A 21839-nucleotide genomic window follows, 5' to 3' on the forward strand; every position below is an offset into this window, starting at 1 on the left:
GGTGTCGTCGGGGTCACGGGGATCGGGTTTCGTGGCACGGCACTTCGTCGGCTATTCTGGGCAGGCTTCCTGCGGGGAAGACGAGGTCTCCTCGTCGACCGTCACGTGGGCCAGCAACCGGGGTGTGGCGCAGCTTGGTAGCGCGCTTCGTTCGGGACGAAGAGGTCGCAGGTTCAAATCCTGTCACCCCGACCAGCCGAGAGGCCCGGGATCCGCGAGGATCCCGGGCCTCTCGTCGTTCTCCCGCCCGCCGCTCCCCCGGCGGTGCGCCCCGGTTCGCGCGAGACTGAGGCCGTCCGCTGTCCCGAACCACCGCGGAGGTCGCCATGAGCGCTGGACGTCACGTCGTCGTCGGAGGAGGGCTCGCCGCGGCGAAGGCGGTCGAGACGCTGCGCGCGGAGGGCTACGACGGCGGGATCACCGTCGTCGCGCGCGAGCCGCACCGCCCGTACGAGCGGCCGCCGCTGTCCAAGGACTACCTGCGCGGCGAGGCCGAGCGCGACGCGGTGTTCCCGCTCGCGGCGGACTGGTACGCCGCGCACGACGTCGAGCTGCGCACCGGGACCGCGGCGACGGCCCTCGACCTCGCCGGGCGGAGCGTGACGCTCGACGACGGCCGCGCGCTGTCGTACGAGAAGCTGCTGCTCGCGACGGGCTCGGACCCGCGCCGGATCCCCCTGCCCGGCGGCGACCTGGCCGGGGTGCACGAGCTGCGGACGCTCGACGACAGCGACGCCCTGGCCGCGGCGCTGCGCGCGGCCCGGGACGACGGCGTCGGGCGGCTGGCGGTCGTCGGCGACGGCTGGATCGGGCTGGAGGTCGCGGCGTCCGCTCGCACGCTCGGCCTGGACGTCACGGTGATCGGGCTCGGCACCCACCCGCTCGAGCGCGTGCTGGGGCCCGAGATGGGTGAGCTGTACGGGCAGGTCCACGCCGACCACGGCGTGCACCTCCACCGCCGCGCGGAGGTCACGGGCATCTCCGGCGACGGTCGTCGGGCCACGGGGGTGGACCTCGCCGACGGCACCCATGTCGACGCGGACCTCGTGCTCGTCGCCGTGGGCGCGGTCCCGAACGTCGGGCTCGCACGGGACGCCGGGCTCGCCCTCGACTCGGCGACGGGCGGCGTCGTCGCCTCCGCGACCCTCCAGACCACCGACCCCGACGTCTTCGTCGCGGGTGACATCGCCAGCGTGCCCTCGGCACGCTACGGGCGGTCGCTGCGCGTCGAGCACTGGGCGACCGCCCTCCACCAGGGCCCGCACGCCGCGCGCGCGATGCTCGGCGCGACCGACCCCTACCCCGAGCTGCCCTACTTCTTCTCCGACCAGTACGACGTCGGCATGGAGTACCTCGGCTTCGTCGCCGGCCCGGACGCCTACGACGAGGTCGTGGTCTCCGGCTCCGTCCCGGACCGCGAGCTCGTCGCGTTCTGGCTCGAGGACGGCCGCGTCGAGGCCGGCATGGCCGTCAACGTCTGGGACCGCATGGAGGACGTCAAGACGCTGATCCACCGCGACGGCCCGCCCGACCGCGCCGAGCTGGAGTCGTTCGTCGGCTGACGCCCTCCGTCGGCCGACCAGGCGATCCCGGCGGTCCGAGCAGGTGGTCCCGGTTCGTCCGGGGGACGGGACGCGCCAGGACCACCTGTTCGGCGCAGGGGCGCGGGGCCAGCGGCAGGGGCAGGGGCAGGGCAGGGCAGGGCAGGGCAGGGCAGGGCAGGGCAGGGCAGGGCAGGGCAGGGCAGGGCAGGGCAGGGCAGGGGCAGAGTCAGGGGAGGTCGCGCTGCTCCGGGCCGACGTACTGGCTGAGCGGGCGGATGAGGGCGTTGGCGGCGCGCTGCTCCATGACGTGCGCGGTCCAGCCCACCACGCGCGACGCGACGAACAGCGGCGTGAACATCGGGGTGTCGAAGCCCATGAGGTGGTACGCCGGGCCGGCCGGGTAGTCGAGGTTCGGCAGGATGTTCTTCCGCTCGGTCATCGCGGTCTCGAGCGCGGTGTAGAGCTCGAGGAGGTCCGGGCGGCCGTAGTGGTCGACGAGGTCGTCGAGCGTCGCGCGCATGGTGGGGACGCGCGAGTCGCCGTGCTTGTAGACGCGGTGCCCGAAGCCCATGATCTTGCGCTTGTGGGCGAGCGCGTCGTCGAGCCACGCGGCGGCGCGGTCGGCGGTGCCGATCTCGGCGAACGTCGCCATGACGGCCTCGTTCGCGCCGCCGTGGAGCGGCCCCTTGAGCGCGCCGACGGCGCCCGTCACGGCGGAGTGCAGGTCGGACAGCGTGGACGTGATGACGCGCGCCGTGAACGTGGACGCGTTGAACGAGTGCTCGGCGTACAGCACCATCGACACCTCGAACGCGCGCACGACGGCGGGCTCGGGCTCCTCGCCGAACGTCATCCACAGGAAGTTCTCGGCGTAGGAGAGGTCGTCGCGCGGCTCGACGAGCTGGAGGCCGCGACGGCGACGCTGGTCGAGCGCGACGGCGGCGGGCAGCACGGCCCACAGTCGGACCGCCTTGGCCTGCTCGGCCTCGGGCGAGGAGTCCTCGGCGTCGGGGTCGTGCGCGCCGAGCTGGGAGATGGCGGTGCGGACGACGTCCATGGGGTGGCACGTCGTCGGGAGCTCGAGGATCGCGTTGCGCACGTGGCCGGGCAGCGCGCGGTGCGCCCGCTCGACGGCGGTCTGCTCGGCGAGCTGCTCCGGCGTGGGCAGCTCGCCGTGCCACAGGAGGTACGCGACCTCCTCGAAGCTGCGGCGGGCGGCGAGGTCCTGCACCGGGTAGCCGCGGTACAGGAGCGAGTTCGTCTCGGGGTTGACCTTCGAGATCGCGGTGACGTCGACGACGACGCCCGCGAGGCCCTTGCGGATCTCGGGCGCGTCGGTGGTCGGTGCGGTGATGGTCATGCGGTCACTCCTTCGTGCAGCACGGGTCGCGGGGAGATGCCGGTGCCGCGGCCGACGGGCGCGCGGCACCGGCCGGTCGTCAGGGCCGGTAGGTGAAGATGCCCTCGTCGAAGGTGTTGTAGGCGGCGTAGTCGAGCAGCTCGTAGAGGCGTGCGCGCGTCTGCATGCCCTCGACCTGGCCTGCCTGGGTGCCGGTCGCGGAGATCTCGTCGAGCGCGCGCTCGGCGGCGCCCATCGCGACTCGCAGGAGCGTGACGGGGTAGATGATCAGCCGCACGCCGGCGTCGCCGAGCTGACGGCGCGTGAAGAGCTCGGACTTGCCGAACTCGGTCATGTTGGCGAGCACGGGCACGTCCACGGCCGACGCGACGGCCTCGAACTCCGACAGGTCCTTCATCGCCTCGGGGAAAATCGCGTCGGCCCCCGCGTCGACGAGCGCCTTGGCGCGGTCGATCGCGGCGCGCAGCCCGGCGTCGCCGGGGATCGTGCCGCGGACGTCGGTGCGTGCCATGATCAGGAAGCCGGGGTCGCGGCGCGCGTCGGCGGCCGCCCGCACGCGCTTCGCCGCCTCGTCGAGCCCGACGACCTCCTTGCCGTCGAGGTGGCCGCACCGCTTGGGGTTGACCTGGTCCTCGACGTGCGCGCCCGCGACGCCCGCGTCCTCGAGCGCCTGGACGGTGCGCGCGACGTTCATCGGCTCGCCGAAGCCGGTGTCGGCGTCGACGAGCGCGGGCAGGTCCGTGACGCGCGCGATCTGCTGCGAGCGCCCCGCGACCTCGGTGAGGGTCGTGAGGCCGATGTCGGGCAGGCCGAGGTCGGCCGACAGCACGGCCCCCGACACGTACACGCCCTCGAAGCCCTTGTCCTGGATCAGGCGCGCGGACAGCGGGTTGAACGCGCCCGGGAGCCGCAGCGGCTCTCCCGTGGTCGCCGCGGCGTCGAGCGCCGCGCGGAACCCACGCCGCTTGTCCGACGGCGTCACCTGGCTGTACAGCATCAGCGCGCCTCTCCCTCGGTGGTCGCGTCGGCCTCGTGCATGGTGAACCCGTCGCCCTCGACCTCGGGGTGCGCGGGGGCGTCGTCGCGACCGAGCTCGAACAGGCCGGTCGGCGTCGGCACGGAGTCGAGCAGACCGGGCCGCCCGACGATCGTCAGCTCGCGCACCTCCGCGGGCGTGAGCTCCGGGAGCCGCTGCGCGAGGTCGAGGAAGCGCTCGATCTCGGCGTCCTCGAGGACGCCCGCGGCGAGCGTGCGGAACTTGTGCACGTACTGCTCGCGCCCGAACGGCCGCGCGCCGAGCGGGTGCGCGTCGGCGACGGCGATCTCGCGGACGAGGCGGCCGCCGTCGGCCAGCTCGATCTCGACGCGCCCGCCGAACGCCTTCTCCGCCGGGTCGGTCGAGTGGTAGCGGCGCGTCCACTCGGGGTCCTCGGCCGTCGTGACCTTGGCCCACAGCGCGACGGTGTCGGGGCGGCCCGCGCGCTCGGGGGCGTACGAGTCGACGTGGTGCCAGCCGCCGTCCTGCAGCGCGACCGCGAAGATGTAGGGGATCGAGTGGTCGAGCGTCTCGCGCGACGCCGTCGGGTCGTACTTCTGCGGGTCGTTCGCGCCGGAGCCGATGACGTAGTGGGTGTGGTGGCTCGTGTGGATGACGATCGACGTGACGTTCTCGGGGTCGGCGAGCCACGGGTGCTCGTCGTGCAGTGCCCGCGCGAGGTCGATGAGCGCCTGCGACTGGTACTCCGCGGAGTGCTCCTTGGTGTACGTGTCGAGGATCGCCGTCTTCGGCTCGCCGGGAGCCGGGAGCACGACGTCGTACGCCGCGTCCGGGCCGTCGAGCAGCCACGCGACGACGCCGTCCTCGCCCTCGTAGATCGGCTCGGGCGACGTCTGGCCACGCATCGCGCGGTCGACCGCCTCGACCGCGACCTTGCCCGCGAACGCCGGGGCGTGCGCCTTCCACGTGGAGATCTGGCCCTTGCGCGACTGGCGGGTGGCCGTCGTCGTGTGCAGGGCCTGGCCGATCGCCTGGAACACCGTCTCGGTGTCGAGGCCGAGCAGCGTCCCGATGCCCGCGGCGGCCGACGGCCCGAGGTGCGCGACGTGGTCGATCTTGTGCCGGTGCAGGCTGATCGCGCGCACGAGGTCGACCTGGATCTCGTAGCCGGTCGCGATCGCCCGGACGACGGCGGCTCCGTCGGACCCGGCGTGCTGCGCGACGGCGAGGATCGGCGGGATGTTGTCGCCCGGGTGGGAGTACTCCGCGGCGAGGAACGTGTCGTGGAAGTCGAGCTCGCGCACCGCGACGCCGTTCGCCCAGGCCGCCCACTCGGGGCTCGTGCGGGTCTCGAGGCCGCAGCCGAACACCGTCGACCCCGGGGTGTAGGGGTGCGCGAGCGCCTGGCCGCGGGCCGCGACCGCGGGGCCGCGCGTGAGGCTGGCCGCGGCGACGGCCGCGTTGTCGATGACCCGGTTGACGACCATGTCGACGACCTCGGGCGTGACCTCGACGGGGTCGGTCGCGAGCTCGGCGAGCTTCCACGCGAGCTGGTCCGTGCGGTCGAGCGGCTCAGCGCTGGGGTAGACGCGCAGGTGGTGGGTGTACGGCATCGGTGTCTCCGTCGTGCGGTGGGCGGTGGTCAGGGGAGGTCGTCGGTCGCCGACCCCGCGCCGCGCAACGACTGCTCGGCGAGGGCGGCGCTGCGCTCGATGTGGGCGCGCATCGCCGCCTCGGCGGCGGCGGCGTCGCGGCTCGCGATGGCGTCGGCGACGGCGCGGTGCTCGTCGACGTGGTCGGTGGTGCCCACGCGGCGGCGAGCCGCGAGCGCGCGGTACCGGTCGACGTGGCCGCGGATCTGGCGCAGGAGCGCCGAGCCCCAGCGGTTGTCGGCGAGCGCCTCGATCTCGCCGTGGAACTGGGCGCCGATGCGCAGCACCTCGTCCTCGTGGTCGCGGACCGCGTCCATGAGCGTCACGAGGCGCGCGAGCCGCGCGACGCCGTCGGGCGTGGCGCGCTCGCACGCGTCCCGGGCGAGGAGGCCTTCGAGGCGGGCGCGCACGTCGTAGACGCGCCGCGCGTCGGCGAGGTCGAGCGGCGCGACGCGCACTCCCCCGGTGGGCAGCTCGACGACGAGCGCCTCGGCCTGGAGCAGCCGCACCGCCTCGCGCACCGGGGTCCGCGAGACGCCGAGCTCGGCGGAGAGCACGGGCTCGGTGAGCCGCGCGTCGGGCGCGAGGGAGCCGTCGATGATGCGACCGCGCAGCAGGTCGTAGACCGCGCGAGCCCCGGACTGGCGGCGCACGAGGCCCGCGTCGCCGGGCACCGAAGCCGGCCCGACGGCGGTGCGCAGCTCGGGCGTCGTCGTCACCCGGCCATCGTGCCACACGGCCTGCGCACTTGTATACAACTCTGGAGGAGGCTGGAGATGTCACATCGGATGGCGCCGCGTCGTCGTCCGGGTATGAGGATCGCTGTGGTGGGTGGGACGGGGACCGTCGGTCGGCACGTCGTGGCGGGCCTGGCCGCGCGCGTCCACGAGGTGCGGGCGCTGAGCAGGCACGCGCGGGAGCACCCCGTCGACCTCACGACGGGCGCAGGTCTCGCGGCGGCGCTCGACGGCGTCGACGTCGTGGTCGACGCGAGCAACACCGCGACGTCGTTGCGGCACGTGCGCGCGGCCGTCGTCGACGGCACGCGGCGCCTGCTCGCCGCCGAGCGCGACGCCGGGGTGCGGCACCACGTGCTCGTGTCGGTGGTCGGGTGCCACGATGTGCCGATGGCCTACTACGCCGCCAAGGTCGCGCAGGAGCGCGAGGTCGCGGACGGGGGCGTGCCGTGGACGGTCGTCGCCGCGACCCAGTTCCACGAGCTCGTCGCCGCGACGCTCGGGGCCGCGGCGCGCCGGGGCGTCGTGCCGCTGCTGCGCGCCCCGGTCCAGCCGGTCGCGGCCGCCGAGGTCGGCGCCGCGGTCGCGGACGCGGCCGTGCGCGGCCCGCTCGGCGGCACCACGACCGTCGCGGGTCCCGAGGCGGTCGACCTGCGCGACCTGGCGCGCGCCTGGCGCGACGTCACCGGCTCGCGCGCCGTCCCCGTCCGGGTGCCGCTCCCCGGCGCGCTCGGCCGCGCGCTGCGCGCCGGCGGCCTCACCGACCCGCACCCCGACGTGCGCGGCACCACGACGTTCCGCGACTGGCTCGCCGCGCAGCACGCCGAGCGGGCGGGGGCCCGGTGACCGGCCCGGCCGCGGACGACCTCGCGCGCGCGTTCGAGGCCGAGCGCCCGCGCCTCCTGCGGCTCGCGTACACGACGACCGGCTCCTGGTCCGACGCCGAGGACTGCGTCCAGGACGCGTGGCTGCGGCTGCGCACCCAGGACGCGGGCTCGATCCGCAACCTCGCGGCCTGGCTGACGACGACGGTCGGGCGGCTCGCGCTCGACGTGCTCGGGAGCGCGCGGGCGCGCCGCGAGCGCTACGTGGGGACGTGGCTGCCGGAGCCGGTCGTGACGACCCCGGGCGCCGCCTCGCCGGTCGCCGCGGGCGCCGTCGACGCGGCGGACCCCGCCGACCGTGTGACGCTCGACGAGGAGGTGAGCATGGCCCTCCTCGTCGTGCTCGAGCGCCTCTCCCCCGCGCAGCGCGTCGCGTTCGTGCTCCACGACGTGTTCGGGCTGCCGTTCGACGAGGTGGGCGACGTCGTCGGGCGCTCGCCCGCCGCCGTCCGCCAGCTCGCGGCGCGCGCCCGCAAGGACGTGGAGGCGGGGCGGCCGCGCGGGACCGCGACGCGCGCCGAGCAGGCGCGCGCCGTCGAGGCGTTCGTCGCGGCCTGCTCGGACGCCGACCTGCCGGCCCTGCTCGCGGTGCTCGACCCCGACGTCGTGCTGCGGGGCGACGGCGGCGGCAAGGTCCGCGCGCTGCGGCACACCGTGCGCGGGGCGGGGACGGCAGGTCCCGTGCTGCTCAGCTACCTGCGCACGCCGCCCGAAGCGATGCGCCTGGTCGACGTCAACGGCGCGCCCGGGCTGCTCCTGCGCGACGGGACCGGGGTGCTCACGGTGATCGCGTTCACGGTCGTCGGGGGGCGGGTCGCGGCGCTCGACGTCGTGCGCAACCCCGACAAGCTCGGGACGGTGCGCGCCGACCTCCTCGACGCGGACCCGGCATGACGAGGGCGTGACCGGGGCTCAGGGGCGGTAGCCGTCCGTGGGCCAGGCGCCGTAGCCGTCGAGGTGCTCGTCGGCGTCGCGCACGTAGTCGTCGACCGGGGCCATGCGCTCGGCCATCTCGAAGTGCCAGTCCACGAGCTCGCCGAGCGGCACCGGGGTGCGCGACGAGCGGGCGACGTCGCGCCCCTCCTCCGACCACAGGGGCGGGTAGACGCTCAGGCCCTCGTCGAGGCGCACGGAGCCGATCTCGTCGTACCAGCCGGGCCAGCGCACGGGCGCGTAGAACTCGGCGGTCCCCCCGCTCACGGACCACTCGAGGAACGCCGCCTGGCCGAACCCGAGGTCGAGCCAGGAGAGCGAGCCCGGCGCGAAGTAGTGGACGTTGCCGAGCGGGCCGGGGAGCCCGCCGCCGTTGATCGCGAACGTGCCGCCGAGCACGTCGTACGCGACGACGAGGACGGACGGCGCAACGCTGTCCTCGCCCGGCTCGCCGAGGCCGTTGACGGTCGCGAGGTCCGGCAGCCCGGCCCCGCCCCCGCCGATGATCCGGAGCCAGCCGCCGTCGACGAGGACCCCGCCGGTGTGCAGGGCGAGCGCGCCGAGGGTCGAGCGGACGGTGACCTGGAGCCGGTAGAGGACCTCGAGCGACCAGGCGGGCGCGGGCACGACCTCGACGCCGCCGCGACCCAGCATGCGCGAGAGCGTCGGCCACGCCGGGTCGTCGACCGCAGCGAGCTCCGCAGCCGTCCGCACTGTCATGGCCGGATCATGCCAGATGTTGCCCGTCAGCAGGAGTCCTGGTAATAGCGCGGGGTCGGTACGCGCCCGGCTCGTCCGTCGATGCGCCGAAAAGACCGGTTCCCCCGCGCGGCGGCCCGGGTAGGCCCTGGCACGGTGAAGACGCCGGGCGGACCCTGGGGAGGACGTCGGCGCGCCACCCCGCACGGTCGCGGTGACCGGTACGGTCACGGCCGTGGACGACGACGGCACACCCTCCCCCGAGCCCGCTACCGACCCCGGCACCGGCACCGGCACCGGCACCGGGACGGTCCCGCCACGGGCCCGACGGCGCGGCCCCCTCGTCGCGGTGGCCGCCGCGGGCGTGGGCGGCGTCCTCGCGGTGGTGGCCACCGTCGTCGGGCCGGCGGCGCTGCGCACCGCGGCCGAGCAGCCCGCCCCGACCACCTCGTCGGTCGCCCCGACGACCCCCGCACCCGGCGCGACGCCCGCGCCGACCTCCCCCGAGAGCGACCACGAGGCCGTCGCGGCGCGACTGCGGGCGCTGCCCGGCGTCGCGGCCGTGGATGCCCTGGGGACCGCGGGCGAGTCCGCGCGCGTCACGCTGGTCAGTCCGCTGCCGACACCCGAGGAGGCGCAGCGCACCGCCGACGACGCGAGCGCGATCGTCGCCGCCGTGCCCGGCGGTGGTGCCTGGTCGCTCCGCGTCGAGGGCACGGGCGCGGGCGGCGGGACGTTCGCCGTCGCGCACGGCCCGGGCGCGGACACCGACCGCGGCATCGACCCGGCCACCGGGGAGCCCCGCCCCGAGCTCCTCGGGGCCGACGCCGTGGCCGACGCCGTGCGCCTCGTCGCCCACGACCCCGTGCGCCGCGTGTTCCTGTCCCCGGGGTCCGCGTCGGTCGACGTCCGCGCGGCCGGGGACCTCGTCGCGGCCGCCGCGCTCGTCCGTGCCGAGGGCCGGGGGCTGACGAGCCTCGGTGTCGCCGGCGGCGCCGTCGGCACCTACGACGACGGCGGGCAGTCCGTCCCCGACGACGCGCTGCTCACCCTGCTCGGAGAGGTCGCCGCGGAACCTGGCGTGACGCAGGTCGTGCACGAGACCGCGCGGGACACGTTCCCGCCGAGACCCCTGCTCACCGTCATCACCTCGGGCGACGCCGCCGTGGTCGCGCGGACCCTCGACGGCGCCGCCTATGCCGGCCCGACCCTCGCGTACCAGGTCCACGGCTCGACCGACGGCGGCGCGTCCGCGACGCGCTCCGGGTTCGTCGCGGGAGCCGCCGCACCGACGACCGGGACGCCCCCCGCGGGCGCGTGCGCCCCCGGCGACCTCACGCTCGGGGCCCTCGGGTTCGACGCCGCGGCGGGGCGCCGGTTCCTCACCGTCACGGCCCGCAACGACGGCACCGCGGAGTGCGTCCTCGCGGGCGCGCCCGCGGTCCGCTTCGTCGCCGACGACGGCTCGGAGACGGACGTGCTCCTCGAGCCGGACGACGACGGTCTCGCCCCGATCACGCTCGCGCCGGGCGCCACCGCCTGGGCCGCGCTCTCGTGGCGCGGTGGGTCGACAGCGGACGACCCGCCGCTCGTCACGACGCTGCTCGTGGCCCCGCACCCGGGAGACCCCGAGTCGGTCGTCGGGCTCGCGGGGATCCCCGGCGTCGGGGACGGCCTCGACCTGCTCGGCGGCGGGACCGCGACGATCGGGTCGTGGACGCCCGCGCGGGAGCTCGCGAGCTGACGCGTCACCCGAACGTCGCGGTGAACACCTGGACGCCGGGTGGGACGTCGAGCTCCACGAGACCCTCCGTCGGGCCGTCGCCCTCCAGGACGGGGTAGAGCGTCGGGCTGCCGGACACGTCGATCTCGCGGGTCGTGGTCCGCCCGTCCGTCGTGACGCGCGCCGTGACGGTGCCCTCGCCGCCGAGCACCGTGAACACGTCGGTCGAGCGGTACGCGAGACGCACGCGCGCGTCGTCGGACACGGCGGTCGCGCCCTGGAAGTCGACGTCCCACGTGCCGCCGAGCGAGAACGTGTCCTGCCGCTGGTCGTCGGCGAGCGTGAAGTCCTGCTGCCCCGCGGCGTAGCGCGGCTCGCCCGCGTAGTTGACGACGCGCTTGATGGAGAAGTACGTCTCGGGCGTCGTCTCGTCCTGCGGGGTGGTGTCGCCGACGGCGGTGGGCTCGGGCAGCTCCACGCCCGGGTTCGCGTCCTCGAGGAGCTCGCGCACCAGGCGCTCGGTGTCCTCGTACCCGCCCTCCCCGAAGCGGATGTGGCGCACGGTCCCGTCGGCGTCGACGAGGTACTGCGCGGGCCAGTAGCGGTTCCGGTAGGCCGTCCAGGTCGCGTACGCGTTGTCCTGGGCCACGGGGTAGGTGACGCCGAGGTCCTGCGCGCCCGCGACGACGTTGCGCGTCTCGCGCTCGAACGCGAACTCGGGCGTGTGGACCCCGACGACCTCGAACCCCGCGCCGACGTCGCGGTAGCGGTCGTACCAGGCGTTGACGTGCGGGATCGCGCGCTGGCAGTTGATGCAGGAGTAGGTCCAGAAGTCGACGAGCACGACCTTGCCGCGCAGCCCCTCGAGCGTCAGCGCCTCGCCGCCCGGGGTGTTGAGCCACGTGTCGATGCCGCGCAGCTCCGGGGCGGTGCCGCAGTCCTCGAGCACGGGCGCGCCGTTCGAGCAGTTCGACAGCTCGCGGTTCTCGTCGGTGACGAGCCCGCCGAGGTCGAGCGCCTCGCGCACGGCGTCGTTCTCGTCGACCCGCTGCTGGAGCGCACCCGTGTAGTCGGGCAGGGCGCGCTGGAGCGCGGCGGGGAGGTTCAGCGCGAGCGCGCCCGCGAGCGCGATCATCACGACGCCGCCCGTGACGCGGATGCCGCGCGTGTGCCGCTGGAACCCGCGGACCCGCTCCGCGACGCGGCGTCCCGCGAGCGCGAAGACCAGGAGCGGGATCGCCGCCCCGACCGCGAACGACACCGTGAGGGCGACGGTGCCCGGGCCGATGTTCCCCGTCGCCCCGGCCACGGTGATCGCCGCGAGGACGGGACCAGCGCACGGCACGTACAGCACGCCGAGGCCGAGGCCGAGCACGAACGCCCCGCGGTCCTGGCGGGCGGCGCCGCGCCGTGCCCCGAGCGCCGCGACCCGCCGGAACGGCCGCTCCAGGACCTCCTCGACGCGCGGCACGATCATCCCGACGCCGATCGCGACGAGGAGCACGATGCCCGCCCAGCGCAGCAGGTCCTGCGGGAGCCCGAGCGCGGTCAGCAGGAGGGAGCCGAGGAGCGTGAAGACGCTGAAGCTGAGGACCAGGCCCGCGATGACGAGGTAGGGGCGCCACGAGCGGCGCGTGGTCCGCCGCGTCGCGCGGCGACCGGGGCCACCGTCGGCCGGGGCGGCGGGCTCCGCCGCGTCCCCCGTCGGCAGGTCGAGGGCGAGCGTCCCGCCGCGCGTCGGCCGCGCCGCGACCTCCCGCGACCCGGCGGCCTCCGGCGCGCCGACCGGGCCACCCCGGCCACGCAGCCCCGCGGCCGGGCGACCGCCGACGCGGACCGCGTCCGGGACGCCCGCGAACAGCCCCGGGGAGACGCCGCCCGTCCCGGTCTCCGCGGTGCCCGACGGCGCCTCCCCCGTGCGCGCGCCCTGCACGCCGCCCGCGAAGAAGATGACGGGCAGCATGGGCAGGATGCACGGCGAGATCCCCGTGATGAGTCCCCCGAGCAGGCCGATGACGATGAGCGTCTCCATGCCCGGGGTTCGGACCGGCGGCCCTCGCGGATGGGTCCACCACGCGCCGGGTGCACGTCGGCGGGCGCACGACGACGGCCCCGACCGTCCGGTCGGGGCCGTCAGGACCCGCTCGCGCGGGCCCACCGCGCGCCCGCTTCTGGACGCGCCGGGAGGGTCACATGGTCGGCATGAGCACCGAGTCGACGAGGTACACGGTCGCGTTCTGCGTCATCACGCCACCGCACACGACGGCCGCGTCGTTGACCATGAGCTCGTCGCCCGATCCGGTCACCTCGACCGTGCCGCCCTCGACGGTCCCGTGCTCGCCGACGACCTGGTCGGGCGTGAGCTGGCCGGGCACCACGTGGTACGTGAGGATCTTCGTCAGCGTGTCGGAGTCCGTCTTCAGCGACTCGAGCGTCGCGGCGTCGATCTTGGCGAACGCGTCGTCGACGGGGGCGAACACGGTGAACTCGCCGCCGTTGAGCGTGTCGACGAGGTTGACGTCCGGGTTGAGCTCACCCGAGACGGCCGCGGTGAGCGTCGTGAGCAGCGGGTTGTTCGACGCCGCCACGGCGACGGGGTCCGTCGACATCCCGGTGATCGACCCGGCGCCGTCGGGCACCTGCTCCGCGTAGGCGGCACAGCCGGGGCCCACGAGGTTCGCGGCGGGGTCGGCCGCCATGTCGTCCGAGCCCTCGGTCGAGTCGTCGGTCATGTCGTCGGACGTCGAGTCGTCCGTCATGGTGTCGGACTGCGAGTCGGTCGTCGTCGAGTCGGACCCCGTGTCCGTGTCCGAGCTGCACGCGGACAGGCCGAGCACGGCGAGCGTGGCGATGCCGGCGACGGCGTACGACGTGCGGGTGCGAACGTTCATCGGTCTCTCCTCGGGTCGTCGCCCCGCCGGTGCGGGGCGTCATGCCGAGGGTTCGGAGCGCCGCCCCGGGTGGATGGGTCGAGATCAGCACGAGTTTCTCCCGCGCGCGTCCCGACCCCTCCGGGCCGCTGCGCTCAGCCGACGAGCGCGACCACCGGGTCCGTCGTGGGCTGTTCCGAGCCGCCCGCCGGCTCGACCGTCACGGCCATGCCGACGCCCGGCTCGTCCTGGACGAGCCGCGACGTGCTGCCGTCCTGGACGTCGAGGACGCCCGCCGAGACGACGGCGCCGTCGGGCTCGACCACCCAGAGCTGGTAGTCACGGTCGTCGCCCGCGTCCGGCAGGTCGGACGCGCGGAAGTACATGTCGTCGCCCGCCGCGAGGACGGACGCCTGCCCGCCGCCCGCCACGTCGCCGTGCAGGATCGTCGCGTCGGGGTCGGCGAGCATGCGCTCGATCGCGTCCGCCCGCGCCTCCAGGCGGGACTGCTCCTGCGTCGCGCGGACCGCGACCGTGGTCGGGACGGCCACCGCGACCACCGCGGCCACGGCCGCCGCGAGCCCGGTCCAGCGTCGGCGGCGGGCGCGACGCGCGGCCGCGAGGTCGACGACGACGCCCCCCGTGCTCTCCCCGGCGGACAGGGCCGCGTCCGCGGACGCGGCCACGCGGGCCAGGACGGCGTCGCGCAGCGCGGGCGGCGGTGCGCTCTCGACGGTGAACGCCGCCACGACGTCGCGGTACTCGTCGAGCTCGCGCCGCGCGTCGGGGTCGGCCGCGAGCAGGCGCTCGACGGCGCGCCGCTCGACGTCGTCCACCGCGTCGAGCGCGTAGGCGGGGAGCAGGTCGCGGGCGTCCGGACGGTCGTCCGCGCCGTCACCGCGGGGCGTGGTCAGGTCAGCCACGACGCACCCCCAGGCAGTCGCGGAGCCGCAGGAGCCCGTCCCGGATGCGGGACTTCACGGTCGGCAGCGCGGCGTCGAGCCGCTCCGCGACCTCCCGGTAGGTGAGCCCGCCGTAGTACGCCTGCACGACCGCCTCCCGCTGCGTCGCCGTGAGCGAGTCCAGGCACCGCCGCACGGCCGCGCCCTCGAGACGTCGCTCGACGTCCTCCACCACCACGTCCCGCGGTGCCGCGGCCGTCGAGGCGTCCACGTCGCGCTGGTCGCGGTCGCGGCGCGCCTGCTCGGCCCGCACGCGGTCCACCGCGCGCCGCCGGGCGAGCGTGGCGACCCAGGTTCGCGCCGAGCCGCGGGTCGCGTCGTAGCGCGCCGCCGTCTGCCACACCTCCACCATCACCTCCTGCACGACCTCCGCCGCGTGGTCCGGGTCCCGCAGGACCCCCAGGCACGTGCCGTACGCGACCGGCGCGAGCGCGTCGTAGACGGGCGCGAACGCCGCGGGGTCGCCGCCGGCGCACGCCGCGAGGGCGGCGTCGACCGCCGGGTTCGTCGTCACGGGAGGTGGCACCCGGTCAGTGTGCAGCACGGGCGCCTCCCGCACGCGCTGCGGCGCGTCGACCACGGCTCTCGGCACCCGACCTCCCGTCGCCAGCGCCGTCCCGGTCCGTCCGGGACATCCTGGGTTCGGCGCCGACGCGCGGACGGATGGGTCCCCGCCCCGCGGGCACCGCTCAGAGCGCGCGTCGGGCGCGGACCGCCGCCGCGAGCTCCTGCAGGAGGTCGGCCGTCGTGTCCCAGTCGATGCACGCGTCCGTGACGGACTGCCCGTAGACGAGGCCGCTCGGCGCGGGCTTCTGCGCGCCCGCCACGAGGAAGCTCTCCATCATGAGGCCCGTGATGCCCTGCTCGCCCTCGGCCAGCCGTGCGGAGACCTCGCGCACGACCTCCGCCTGGCGCACGTGGCTCTTGCCGGAGTTGCCGTGCGACGCGTCGACCACGAGCCCGTGCTCCGTGACCCCGCCGCGACCCGAGGTGCGCGCGACCGCGAGCGCCGCCGCGACGTCGTCGGCCCCGTAGTTGGGGCCCGAGCGCCCGCCGCGCAGGATGACGTGGCAGTCGGGGTTGCCCGCGGTCTCCACGGCGGCGGCCCGGCCGAGCGAGTCCATGCCGAAGAACGTGTGCTCGCTCGCCGCGGTGATGCAGCCGTCGACCGCGATCTGCACGTCGCCGTCGGTCGCGTTCTTGAACCCGACGGGCATGGACAGGCCCGAGGCGAGCTGGCGGTGCACCTGCGACTCGGCGTTGCGCGCGCCGATCGCGCCCCACGACACCGCGTCCGCGATGTACTGCGGGCTCGTCGGCTCGAGGAACTCGCACGCGGCCGGGACGCCGGCGTCGAGCACGCCGAGCAGCACCTCGCGCGCGAGGCGCAGGCCGTGGTGCACGTCGTGCGACCCGTCGAGGTGCGGGTCGTTGATGAGGCCCTTCCAGCCCACGGTCGTGCGCGGCTTCTCGAAGTAGACGCGCATGACGACCATGAGGTCGTCCGCGAGCTCGTGCGCGACGGCGGCCAGGCGCCCCGCGTACTCGAGCGCGGCCTCGGGGTCGTGCACCGAGCACGGGCCGACGATGACGAGGAGGCGGTCGTCGTCGCCCGCGAGGACGTCACGGACCTCGCGGCGCGACGTCGTCACGAGGTCGCTGCGCGTCGCACCGAGGGGCAGGTCGGCGAGCATGGCGCGCGGCGCGGGGAGGGCGTCGAGCGCGCGGACCCGCAGGTCGCTCGTGCGCGCCTGGAGCTCGGGGCTGTCCACGGGGTCGACGGTACTCGTCGCGCCGTCGGTCGTCGCGGTCTCGGGCGAGGTGGTGGTGCTGGTCACGGGGGGCTCCTGGTCTGTGCGGCGGGGTCTGGGAACGCCGTGAGTCGGGATGCCCAGCGGCGCTCCACCGGCCTGCTGCCGCCCGTGGTCCCGGAGCGGCCCGTCTCACGACGAAGGGCCCGGACGCGGTCCGCGTCCAAGGCCCTGTGCTGGCTCCGGGTGGTGATCTGTGGTCAGGCTGACGCCCGCACGGCCCCACCGGGAGCCTGCGTAAAGCGCCAATACCACTGAGAAGTCACGAGCCGACCGTAGCACAGCGCCTCCGAGGGGCGGACGGGCCGTCTCACGGGCCGGTCGGGCAGCGCCTACGCTCGGGGCATGCCGATCCCCGAGTTCGTCGCCGCCCTCCGGTCCCACGTGGGGACCGACCTGCTGTGGATGCCGGGGGTGTCGGGCGTCGTCGTGGACGACGCCGGCCGGGTGCTGCTCGGGCAGCGCGCCGACTCCGGGCAGTGGGCCGTGATCAGCGGGATCCTCGAGCCGGGCGAGGACCCGGCGGTCGGGCTCGCGCGCGAGGTGCTCGAGGAGACGGGCGTCGAGGTGGTGGTGGACGCGCTCGTCGCGGTGACGGTCACCGAGCCGATGGAGTACCCCAACGGCGACCGGTCGCAGTACCTCGACCTCGCGTTCCTGTGCCGCCCGGTGTCGCCGGCGGCCGCCGCGGCGGCGCACGTCGCGGACGACGAGTCGCTCGCGGTCGCGTGGTTCGCCCCCGACGCCCTGCCCGACGACGTCGCGCGCTCGTCGACCGAGCGTCTCGGGCACGCGCTCGCACGCCTCGCCGACCCCTCAGCCGGCCCGTTCTTCGTCCGCTGACGCGGCGGCCGGGGCGTCGGGCACCGCCCGCCCGTCCCCGGCGGGGCCGAGCCAGCGCACCGCGAGCAGGCACGCGTCGTCGTCCTCGGGCGCACGCGAGACGACGGCCTCCAGCAGCCGGTCGTCGCGCAGGCCGACGTCGAGGGCGCGCGTGACGACGTCCGCGAGCTCGTCGAGCGCGAGCGCGAGCGGCCGGTCGCGGCGCTCGACGACGCCGTCCGTGAAGAGCAGCAGCAGGTCGCCCGGGGCGAGGCGCACGGCCTTCGCGACGCGCGGCGTCGTGCCCCGCACGCCCAGCGGCGTCGACCGGGCCTCCCACAGGTACGCCGCGGAGCCGCCGGCCCGCACGAGCAGGGGCGGCAGGTGGCCCGCGCACGTGTAGCGCAGCACCCCGGCCCGCAGGTCGAGCTCCCCGTACACGAGGCTCGCCATGAAGCCCGTGCCCGTCCGGTCGACGAAGCGGTCGACGCGCTCGACCACCTCCTCCGGCGGCAGCCCCGTGTCGGACGCGGCCCGGACGGCGGTGCGCAGCTGCCCCATCGACGTCGCCGCCTTGAGCCCCCGGCCGACGACGTCCCCCACGCTGAGCGCGACGACGTCGGGCGCGACCCGGAAGGTGTCGTACCAGTCGCCGCCGACCTGGAGGTCGTGGACGCCCGGGCGGTAGCACGCCGAGACCTCGACCTGCGGGTCGGTGACGATCCCGTCCGAGAGCATCGCGCCCTGGAGCTCGCTCGCGACCGAGACGCTCTGCTCGTGGACCCGCGCGCGCGAGAGCGCGAGCGCCGCGAGCTGGCCCGCGGCGGCGGCGGTGCCCAGGTCGACGGGGTCGGAGCCCGCGGCGCGACGTGGTTCGAGCGCGAGCACGCCGAGCAGCGCGCCCGCGGTGCGCAGCGGCACGACGACCGTCCCGTCGTCCCGCACGGTCGCCTCGGTGAGCTCGTCGATCGACGGCGCCAGGACGCCGACGGCGCCGCCCCACCGCCGCAGCGGGCCGCGCTCCTGCGCCGTCCACAGCGCGGCGTCGCCCGCGCCCAGCATCGTGACGGCCGCCCGGAGCAGGACCCACGCGACGCCGTCGAGACCGGCGACGCTCGCGAGGTCGGCGGCGACGCCGTGCAGCAGCCGCACCCGGCGCTCCGCCTCCTCCGCCGCGCGGCGCGCCTCGACGAGCTCGTGCTCGAACCGCGAGCGCTCGCGCGCGCCGAGCATCGCGACCTCGATCAGCCGCTCGCCGCGCGCCTCGCGCTCGATCGCCGTGAGCAGCACGGGCTCGCGGCCCCCGGGCGTGCGGAGCTCGACCGCGACCTCGTCCACGCGGCCCTCGATGTGCAGGCGCGGACCGACGTGCGTCTCCCAGAAGATGCGCCCGCCCACGGTGAGCAGGTCCGCCAGCCGGCGGCCCGCGACCGCCTCGACGTCCGGGACCTCGATCGTCCGCAGGAACTCGTCGTTGGCGTCGAGGACGCGCGCCTCGGTGTCGAGGAGGAGCAGCGCGACGGGGGCGAGCGCCCAGCGCTCGGCCCGGGACATCGCCATCAGGCGGCGCCCAGCCAGTCGCGCATCGCGCGCACGAGGAGGTCCGGGTGCGAGAGGTTCGGGCAGTGCCCCACCGAGTCGATGACGACGAGGTCGCTGTCCGGCAGGTGCTCGTGCACGTAGCGCCCGACCTCGGGCGGCGCGATGACGTCCTCCCGGCTCTGCACCACGAGGCTCCGGGTGCGCACGCGCGCCAGGTCCGCCCGGTTGTCGCCGAGGAACGTCGCGCGCGCGAACTGCCGGGCGACCGCCGGGTCGTTGCGCCGGAACACCGCGGCGAGCTCGTCGCCGAGTGCCGGGCGGTCCGGGTTCCCGGCGATCACGGGTGCCATGACCTGCGTCCAGCCGAGGTAGTTCGCGTCCATCGTCTCCAGGAGCTCGTCGATCTCCTCGGCGGTGAACCCGCCGCGGTAGCCGTCGTCGTCGACGTACCGCGGGCTCGGGCCCACGAGCACCAGCCGGTCGAACAGGTCCGGGCGGTCGGCCGCCGCGAGCAGCGCGATCACGGCGCTCACCGAGTGGCCCACGAGCACCACGGGCCCGCGCCCCTCCCCCGGCCCGACGGCCTCCACGATCTCCACCACGTCCGCGGCGTAGCCCGCGAGGTCGGCGTGCCGGACGGCGTCGTGCGCGGTCGGGTGCGACGCCCCGCACCCCGAGTGGTCGAACAGCACGACCCGGTGGTCCGTCGCGAACGCGGGCGCGACGAAGCGCCACATCGACTGGTCGCAGCCGAAACCGTGCGCGAAGACCATCGTCGGGCCGTCCTGCGCCCCCATGACCCGCACGTTGTTGCGCTCGTGCACGTCCACGCGTCACAGCGTAGGGGGGAAGGGGTCGCGAGGGGCAGCGGCGCCCCGGGGTGAGACCCGCGCACGGCACAATGTCCTCATGCGTGTCTCGGCGAAGGCGGACTATGCGGTGCGGGCGTGCGCCGAGCTCGCGGCGTCGCCGCACGGCGACCCGGTACGGGCGGAGGACCTCGCGACGGGTCAGGGCCTCCCGGTGAGCTTCCTCGAACGGATCCTCGGCGACCTGCGCCGGGCCGGGATCGTCGCGAGCGTCCGCGGGCGCTCCGGCGGCCACCGCCTCGCGCGCCCGGCGTCCGAGGTGACGCTCGCCGACGTCTTCCGCGCGGTCGACGGCCCGCTCGTCACGGTCCGCGACGAGCGCCCCCCGAGCCTCGAGTACGACGGCTCCGCCGCGGGCCTGCTCGAGGTGTGGATCGCCCTGCGCGCGAGCGTCCGCGACGTGCTGGACCGCGTGACGATCGACGACGTCGTGCGCCGCGACCTGCCCGACGACGTGCACGCGCTCGCGGCCCGCGCCGACGCGTGGGAGAACCCCTGACGGGACGCTCCCGTTAACACTGGCCCACGATGCGGGCGGCGCTTCACATAGTGGACCCGCCCGGTCAACCTTGTCAGGACACGTCGGGACCCTCCCGGCGGCCCGAGCAAGGAGGCCCCGGTGCGGACCCTCGTCCTGCTGGCCCTCGTGGGCCTCGGCGCCCAGCTCGTCGACGGCAGCCTCGGCATGGCGTACGGCGTGACGTCCACGACGCTCCTCCTCGCGATCGGGACCAACCCCGCGGCGGCGTCCGCGACGATCCACCTCGCGGAGATCGGGACGACGCTCGCGTCCGGCGCGGCGCACTGGCGGTTCGGGAACGTCGACTGGAAGGTCGTGCTGCGCATCGGCGTGCCGGGCGCGCTCGGGGCGTTCGCGGGCGCGACGTTCCTCGCGAACCTGTCGACCGAGGTCGCCGCCCCCGTCATGTCGCTGCTGCTCCTCGCGCTCGGGGTGTACGTGCTCTCGCGCTTCACGTTCGCCGGGCTGCCGACGGGTCGCCTGGGGCTGCCGCTGCGCAAGCGGTTCCTCGCGCCGCTCGGTCTCGTGGCGGGCTTCGTCGACGCCACGGGCGGCGGCGGCTGGGGCCCCGTGGGCACGCCCGCCCTGCTCGCCTCGGGCCGGATCGAGCCGCGCAAGGTCATCGGGTCCGTCGACACGAGCGAGTTCCTCGTCGCGGTCGCCGCGTCGCTCGGGTTCCTCTGGTCGCTCGGCTCCCAGGGGATCGACCTGACGTGGGTCGTGGCGCTCCTCCTCGGCGGGCTGGTCGCCGCGCCGATCGCGGCCTGGCTCGTGCGGATGCTCCCGCCCCGGATCCTCGGCTCGGCCGTGGGCGGCGTCATCGTGCTCACCAACGTCCGCACGCTGCTGCGCTCCGACTGGGTCGACGCGAGCGGCGCGGTCCAGGGCGTCGTGCTGGCGCTCGTCGCGGTCGTCTGGGCGGCCGCCGTCGTCTGGTCGGTGCGGGCGCACCGCCGCGCCGTGGCGGCGGAGCGACTGCCTGCCGACACCCCCCACCCGGCCCCGGCCACCCGCTGACCCGGCCGCCAGGACCCGCTCCGCCGAGCAGGTGGTCGTGGTCCGTCCTGGCGGCAGGACGGACCACGACCACCTGCTCGACCTGCGAGGACCGGCTCGGTCTCAGTCGGTTGCGTAGCGGTGGACGAACGTCGCGAGGATGCGGTGCGGCTCCCGGACGTCGCCGCGCCGGACGGCCGCCTCGACGTCGCCCGCGGCCTCGGGCGGGAAGTAGCCGTAGTCCCGGTAGACGCCGATGCGCGTGAGGATGCCCTCCAGTTCGAGCTCCGGGTGGAACTGCGTCGCGTAGAGGTTCTCCTTGACGCGGAACATCTGCACCGGGCACGCGTCCGACGTCGCGAGCAGCACCGCGTGCGGCGGCAGCTCCCGCACCGCCTCCTTGTGGCCCACGTACGCCTCGAACGCGTCGGGCAGGCCCGCGAGCAGCGGGTCGGCCCGGCCCTCCGGGGTGAGCCGGATCGTCACGGGCGAGATGGGCTCGGCGTACGTGTCGTCCAGCACCGCGCCCTCGTGCAGGCCGAGCGTCCCGACGCCGTAGCACGCCCCGAGGAACGGGACGTCGCGCTCGACGATCTCGTCCAGGAGAGGCGCGAGCTCGCGCTCGACCCGGCGCTGCGTCGCCGACTTCTCCGCCTCGGGCCGCGACGAGTCGAACGGGCTGCCGCCGACGATCACCCCCGAGTACGCGTCGAGGTCGATCGCCGGCAGCGGGCCCGCCTCCATCCGCACGCGGTGCAGCTCGTGCGGCGCGAGGCCGGAGTGACGAAGCACCGCCGCGTGCTCGCCGTCCGCGGCCGGGTCCTCCGCCCGGGACGCCAGCAGCAGGAAGGGCTTCATGCCGGTCAGGCTAGGGGCGCTCCGGCGGCCACGCCCGCGGGGCCGGGCCGCAGTCCGGAC

At 75.7% G+C, this 21839-nt stretch carries 19 protein-coding genes, 1 tRNA gene and 1 pseudogene; 8 read left to right on the forward strand and 13 right to left on the reverse strand.

Annotated features, from left to right (window positions below; all coding sequences use genetic code 11):
- The first annotated feature begins 118 nt into the window (after positions 1-118).
- Positions 119-195 (forward strand) — tRNA-Pro (locus tag E1O70_RS17480).
- A gap of 131 nt (positions 196-326) precedes the next feature.
- A complete protein-coding gene (locus E1O70_RS17485; RefSeq protein WP_061267990.1) occupies positions 327-1562 on the forward strand; it encodes an NAD(P)/FAD-dependent oxidoreductase in 1236 nt (411 codons plus the stop codon).
- Between the two features lie 208 nt (positions 1563-1770).
- Here the strand turns inward: E1O70_RS17485 and E1O70_RS17490 are convergent, their stop codons facing one another.
- The 4 genes and pseudogenes from E1O70_RS17490 to E1O70_RS17505 all read right to left on the reverse strand — a co-directional run bounded on the left by E1O70_RS17490 (position 1771) and on the right by E1O70_RS17505 (position 6272).
- Positions 1771-2904: a bifunctional 2-methylcitrate synthase/citrate synthase gene (locus E1O70_RS17490; RefSeq protein WP_061268002.1), complete on the reverse strand. Its 1134-nt coding sequence runs from the start codon at positions 2902-2904 to the stop codon at positions 1771-1773.
- A 79-nt stretch (positions 2905-2983) separates the two neighbouring features.
- Positions 2984-3901, reverse strand: a complete 918-nt coding sequence (gene prpB / locus E1O70_RS17495; RefSeq protein ID WP_061268003.1) for a methylisocitrate lyase — start codon at positions 3899-3901, stop codon at positions 2984-2986.
- Positions 3902-3999: 98 nt separating this feature from the next.
- A pseudogene (locus tag E1O70_RS17500) lies at positions 4000-5514 on the reverse strand (MmgE/PrpD family protein); the annotation flags it as partial.
- A 29-nt stretch (positions 5515-5543) separates the two neighbouring features.
- Complete coding sequence (locus E1O70_RS17505; RefSeq protein ID WP_061268004.1) at positions 5544-6272, reverse strand: GntR family transcriptional regulator; 729 nt, start codon at positions 6270-6272, stop codon at positions 5544-5546.
- A 105-nt stretch (positions 6273-6377) separates the two neighbouring features.
- Here E1O70_RS17505 and E1O70_RS17510 point away from each other — a divergent pair, with 105 nt between their 5' ends.
- Together E1O70_RS17510 and sigJ are read left to right on the forward strand one after the other, a co-directional pair.
- The gene (locus E1O70_RS17510; RefSeq protein ID WP_205688666.1) at positions 6378-7136 is read left to right on the forward strand and encodes an SDR family oxidoreductase; all 759 of its coding nucleotides are present in this window, start codon (positions 6378-6380) and stop codon (positions 7134-7136) included.
- A complete protein-coding gene (sigJ, locus tag E1O70_RS17515) occupies positions 7133-8068 on the forward strand; it encodes an RNA polymerase sigma factor SigJ (protein WP_128957735.1) in 936 nt (311 codons plus the stop codon). Before E1O70_RS17510 ends, sigJ begins: the two co-directional genes overlap by 4 nt.
- Before the next feature lie 18 nt (positions 8069-8086).
- Here the strand turns inward: sigJ and E1O70_RS17520 are convergent, their stop codons facing one another.
- Complete coding sequence (locus E1O70_RS17520) at positions 8087-8827, reverse strand: DUF2625 family protein (RefSeq protein ID WP_082774512.1); 741 nt, start codon at positions 8825-8827, stop codon at positions 8087-8089.
- A gap of 214 nt (positions 8828-9041) precedes the next feature.
- On the opposite strand from E1O70_RS17520, the gene E1O70_RS17525 reads away from it, so the two are divergent.
- The gene (locus E1O70_RS17525) at positions 9042-10550 is read left to right on the forward strand and encodes a DUF4232 domain-containing protein (protein ID WP_128957734.1); all 1509 of its coding nucleotides are present in this window, start codon (positions 9042-9044) and stop codon (positions 10548-10550) included.
- A gap of 4 nt (positions 10551-10554) precedes the next feature.
- On the opposite strand, the gene E1O70_RS17530 is transcribed toward E1O70_RS17525, so the two are convergent.
- From E1O70_RS17530 to E1O70_RS17550, 5 genes are all read right to left on the reverse strand, one after another.
- Complete coding sequence (locus E1O70_RS17530; RefSeq protein WP_061268008.1) at positions 10555-12561, reverse strand: cytochrome c biogenesis protein DipZ; 2007 nt, start codon at positions 12559-12561, stop codon at positions 10555-10557.
- 157 nt (positions 12562-12718) lie between these two features.
- Entirely contained in the window at positions 12719-13420 is a 702-nt protein-coding gene (locus E1O70_RS17535) for a fasciclin domain-containing protein (protein WP_061268009.1), read from the reverse strand.
- Between the two features lie 134 nt (positions 13421-13554).
- Positions 13555-14322, reverse strand: coding sequence for an anti-sigma factor (locus E1O70_RS17540; RefSeq protein ID WP_061268010.1), 768 nt, complete (start codon positions 14320-14322; stop codon positions 13555-13557).
- Positions 14315-14887, reverse strand: a complete 573-nt coding sequence (gene sigK / locus E1O70_RS17545) for an ECF RNA polymerase sigma factor SigK (RefSeq protein ID WP_085951324.1) — start codon at positions 14885-14887, stop codon at positions 14315-14317. Before sigK ends, E1O70_RS17540 begins: the two co-directional genes overlap by 8 nt.
- A gap of 163 nt (positions 14888-15050) precedes the next feature.
- Positions 15051-16133: a 3-deoxy-7-phosphoheptulonate synthase gene (locus E1O70_RS17550; protein ID WP_034652063.1), complete on the reverse strand. Its 1083-nt coding sequence runs from the start codon at positions 16131-16133 to the stop codon at positions 15051-15053.
- A 384-nt stretch (positions 16134-16517) separates the two neighbouring features.
- Between E1O70_RS17550 and E1O70_RS17555 the strand changes: the two genes are divergently transcribed.
- Complete coding sequence (locus tag E1O70_RS17555) at positions 16518-17015, forward strand: NUDIX hydrolase (RefSeq protein WP_061268011.1); 498 nt, start codon at positions 16518-16520, stop codon at positions 17013-17015.
- Here E1O70_RS17555 and E1O70_RS17560 read toward each other — a convergent pair.
- Together E1O70_RS17560 and E1O70_RS17565 are read right to left on the reverse strand one after the other, a co-directional pair.
- The gene (locus tag E1O70_RS17560; protein WP_061268012.1) at positions 16989-18554 is read right to left on the reverse strand and encodes a PP2C family protein-serine/threonine phosphatase; all 1566 of its coding nucleotides are present in this window, start codon (positions 18552-18554) and stop codon (positions 16989-16991) included. The two genes, E1O70_RS17555 and E1O70_RS17560, sit on opposite strands and share 27 nt — an antisense overlap.
- The gene (locus E1O70_RS17565; protein ID WP_061268013.1) at positions 18554-19366 is read right to left on the reverse strand and encodes an alpha/beta fold hydrolase; all 813 of its coding nucleotides are present in this window, start codon (positions 19364-19366) and stop codon (positions 18554-18556) included. The genes E1O70_RS17560 and E1O70_RS17565 overlap by 1 nt, the downstream gene beginning before the upstream one ends.
- Positions 19367-19445: 79 nt before the next feature.
- On the opposite strand from E1O70_RS17565, the gene E1O70_RS17570 reads away from it, so the two are divergent.
- On the forward strand, positions 19446-19904 hold the full coding sequence (locus tag E1O70_RS17570) for an RrF2 family transcriptional regulator (RefSeq protein ID WP_034652034.1): 459 nt from the start codon (positions 19446-19448) through the stop codon (positions 19902-19904).
- 120 nt (positions 19905-20024) lie between these two features.
- Complete coding sequence (locus E1O70_RS17575) at positions 20025-20942, forward strand: sulfite exporter TauE/SafE family protein (RefSeq protein WP_061268014.1); 918 nt, start codon at positions 20025-20027, stop codon at positions 20940-20942.
- 102 nt (positions 20943-21044) lie between these two features.
- Here the strand turns inward: E1O70_RS17575 and E1O70_RS17580 are convergent, their stop codons facing one another.
- Positions 21045-21779 (reverse strand): glutamine amidotransferase, encoded by a 735-nt coding sequence (locus E1O70_RS17580; RefSeq protein ID WP_061268015.1) that lies wholly within the window; start codon positions 21777-21779, stop codon positions 21045-21047.
- Positions 21780-21839 lie beyond the last annotated feature (60 nt).

The organism is Cellulosimicrobium funkei, assembly GCF_004519295.1.
Classification (GTDB): domain Bacteria; phylum Actinomycetota; class Actinomycetes; order Actinomycetales; family Cellulomonadaceae; genus Cellulosimicrobium; species Cellulosimicrobium funkei.

Coding starts and splice junctions, on each gene's coding strand:
- E1O70_RS17530 (WP_061268008.1), bottom strand. CDS start 12,561: ATGGAGACGCTCATCGTCATCGGCCTGCTCGGGGGACTCATCACGGGG.
- prpB (WP_061268003.1), bottom strand. CDS start 3,901: ATGCTGTACAGCCAGGTGACGCCGTCGGACAAGCGGCGTGGGTTCCGC.
- E1O70_RS17580 (WP_061268015.1), bottom strand. CDS start 21,779: ATGAAGCCCTTCCTGCTGCTGGCGTCCCGGGCGGAGGACCCGGCCGCG.
- E1O70_RS17485 (WP_061267990.1), top strand. CDS start 327: ATGAGCGCTGGACGTCACGTCGTCGTCGGAGGAGGGCTCGCCGCGGCG.
- E1O70_RS17555 (WP_061268011.1), top strand. CDS start 16,518: ATGCCGATCCCCGAGTTCGTCGCCGCCCTCCGGTCCCACGTGGGGACC.
- E1O70_RS17535 (WP_061268009.1), bottom strand. CDS start 13,420: ATGAACGTTCGCACCCGCACGTCGTACGCCGTCGCCGGCATCGCCACG.
- E1O70_RS17570 (WP_034652034.1), top strand. CDS start 19,446: ATGCGTGTCTCGGCGAAGGCGGACTATGCGGTGCGGGCGTGCGCCGAG.
- E1O70_RS17520 (WP_082774512.1), bottom strand. CDS start 8,827: ATGACAGTGCGGACGGCTGCGGAGCTCGCTGCGGTCGACGACCCGGCG.
- E1O70_RS17560 (WP_061268012.1), bottom strand. CDS start 18,554: ATGGCGATGTCCCGGGCCGAGCGCTGGGCGCTCGCCCCCGTCGCGCTG.
- E1O70_RS17490 (WP_061268002.1), bottom strand. CDS start 2,904: ATGACCATCACCGCACCGACCACCGACGCGCCCGAGATCCGCAAGGGC.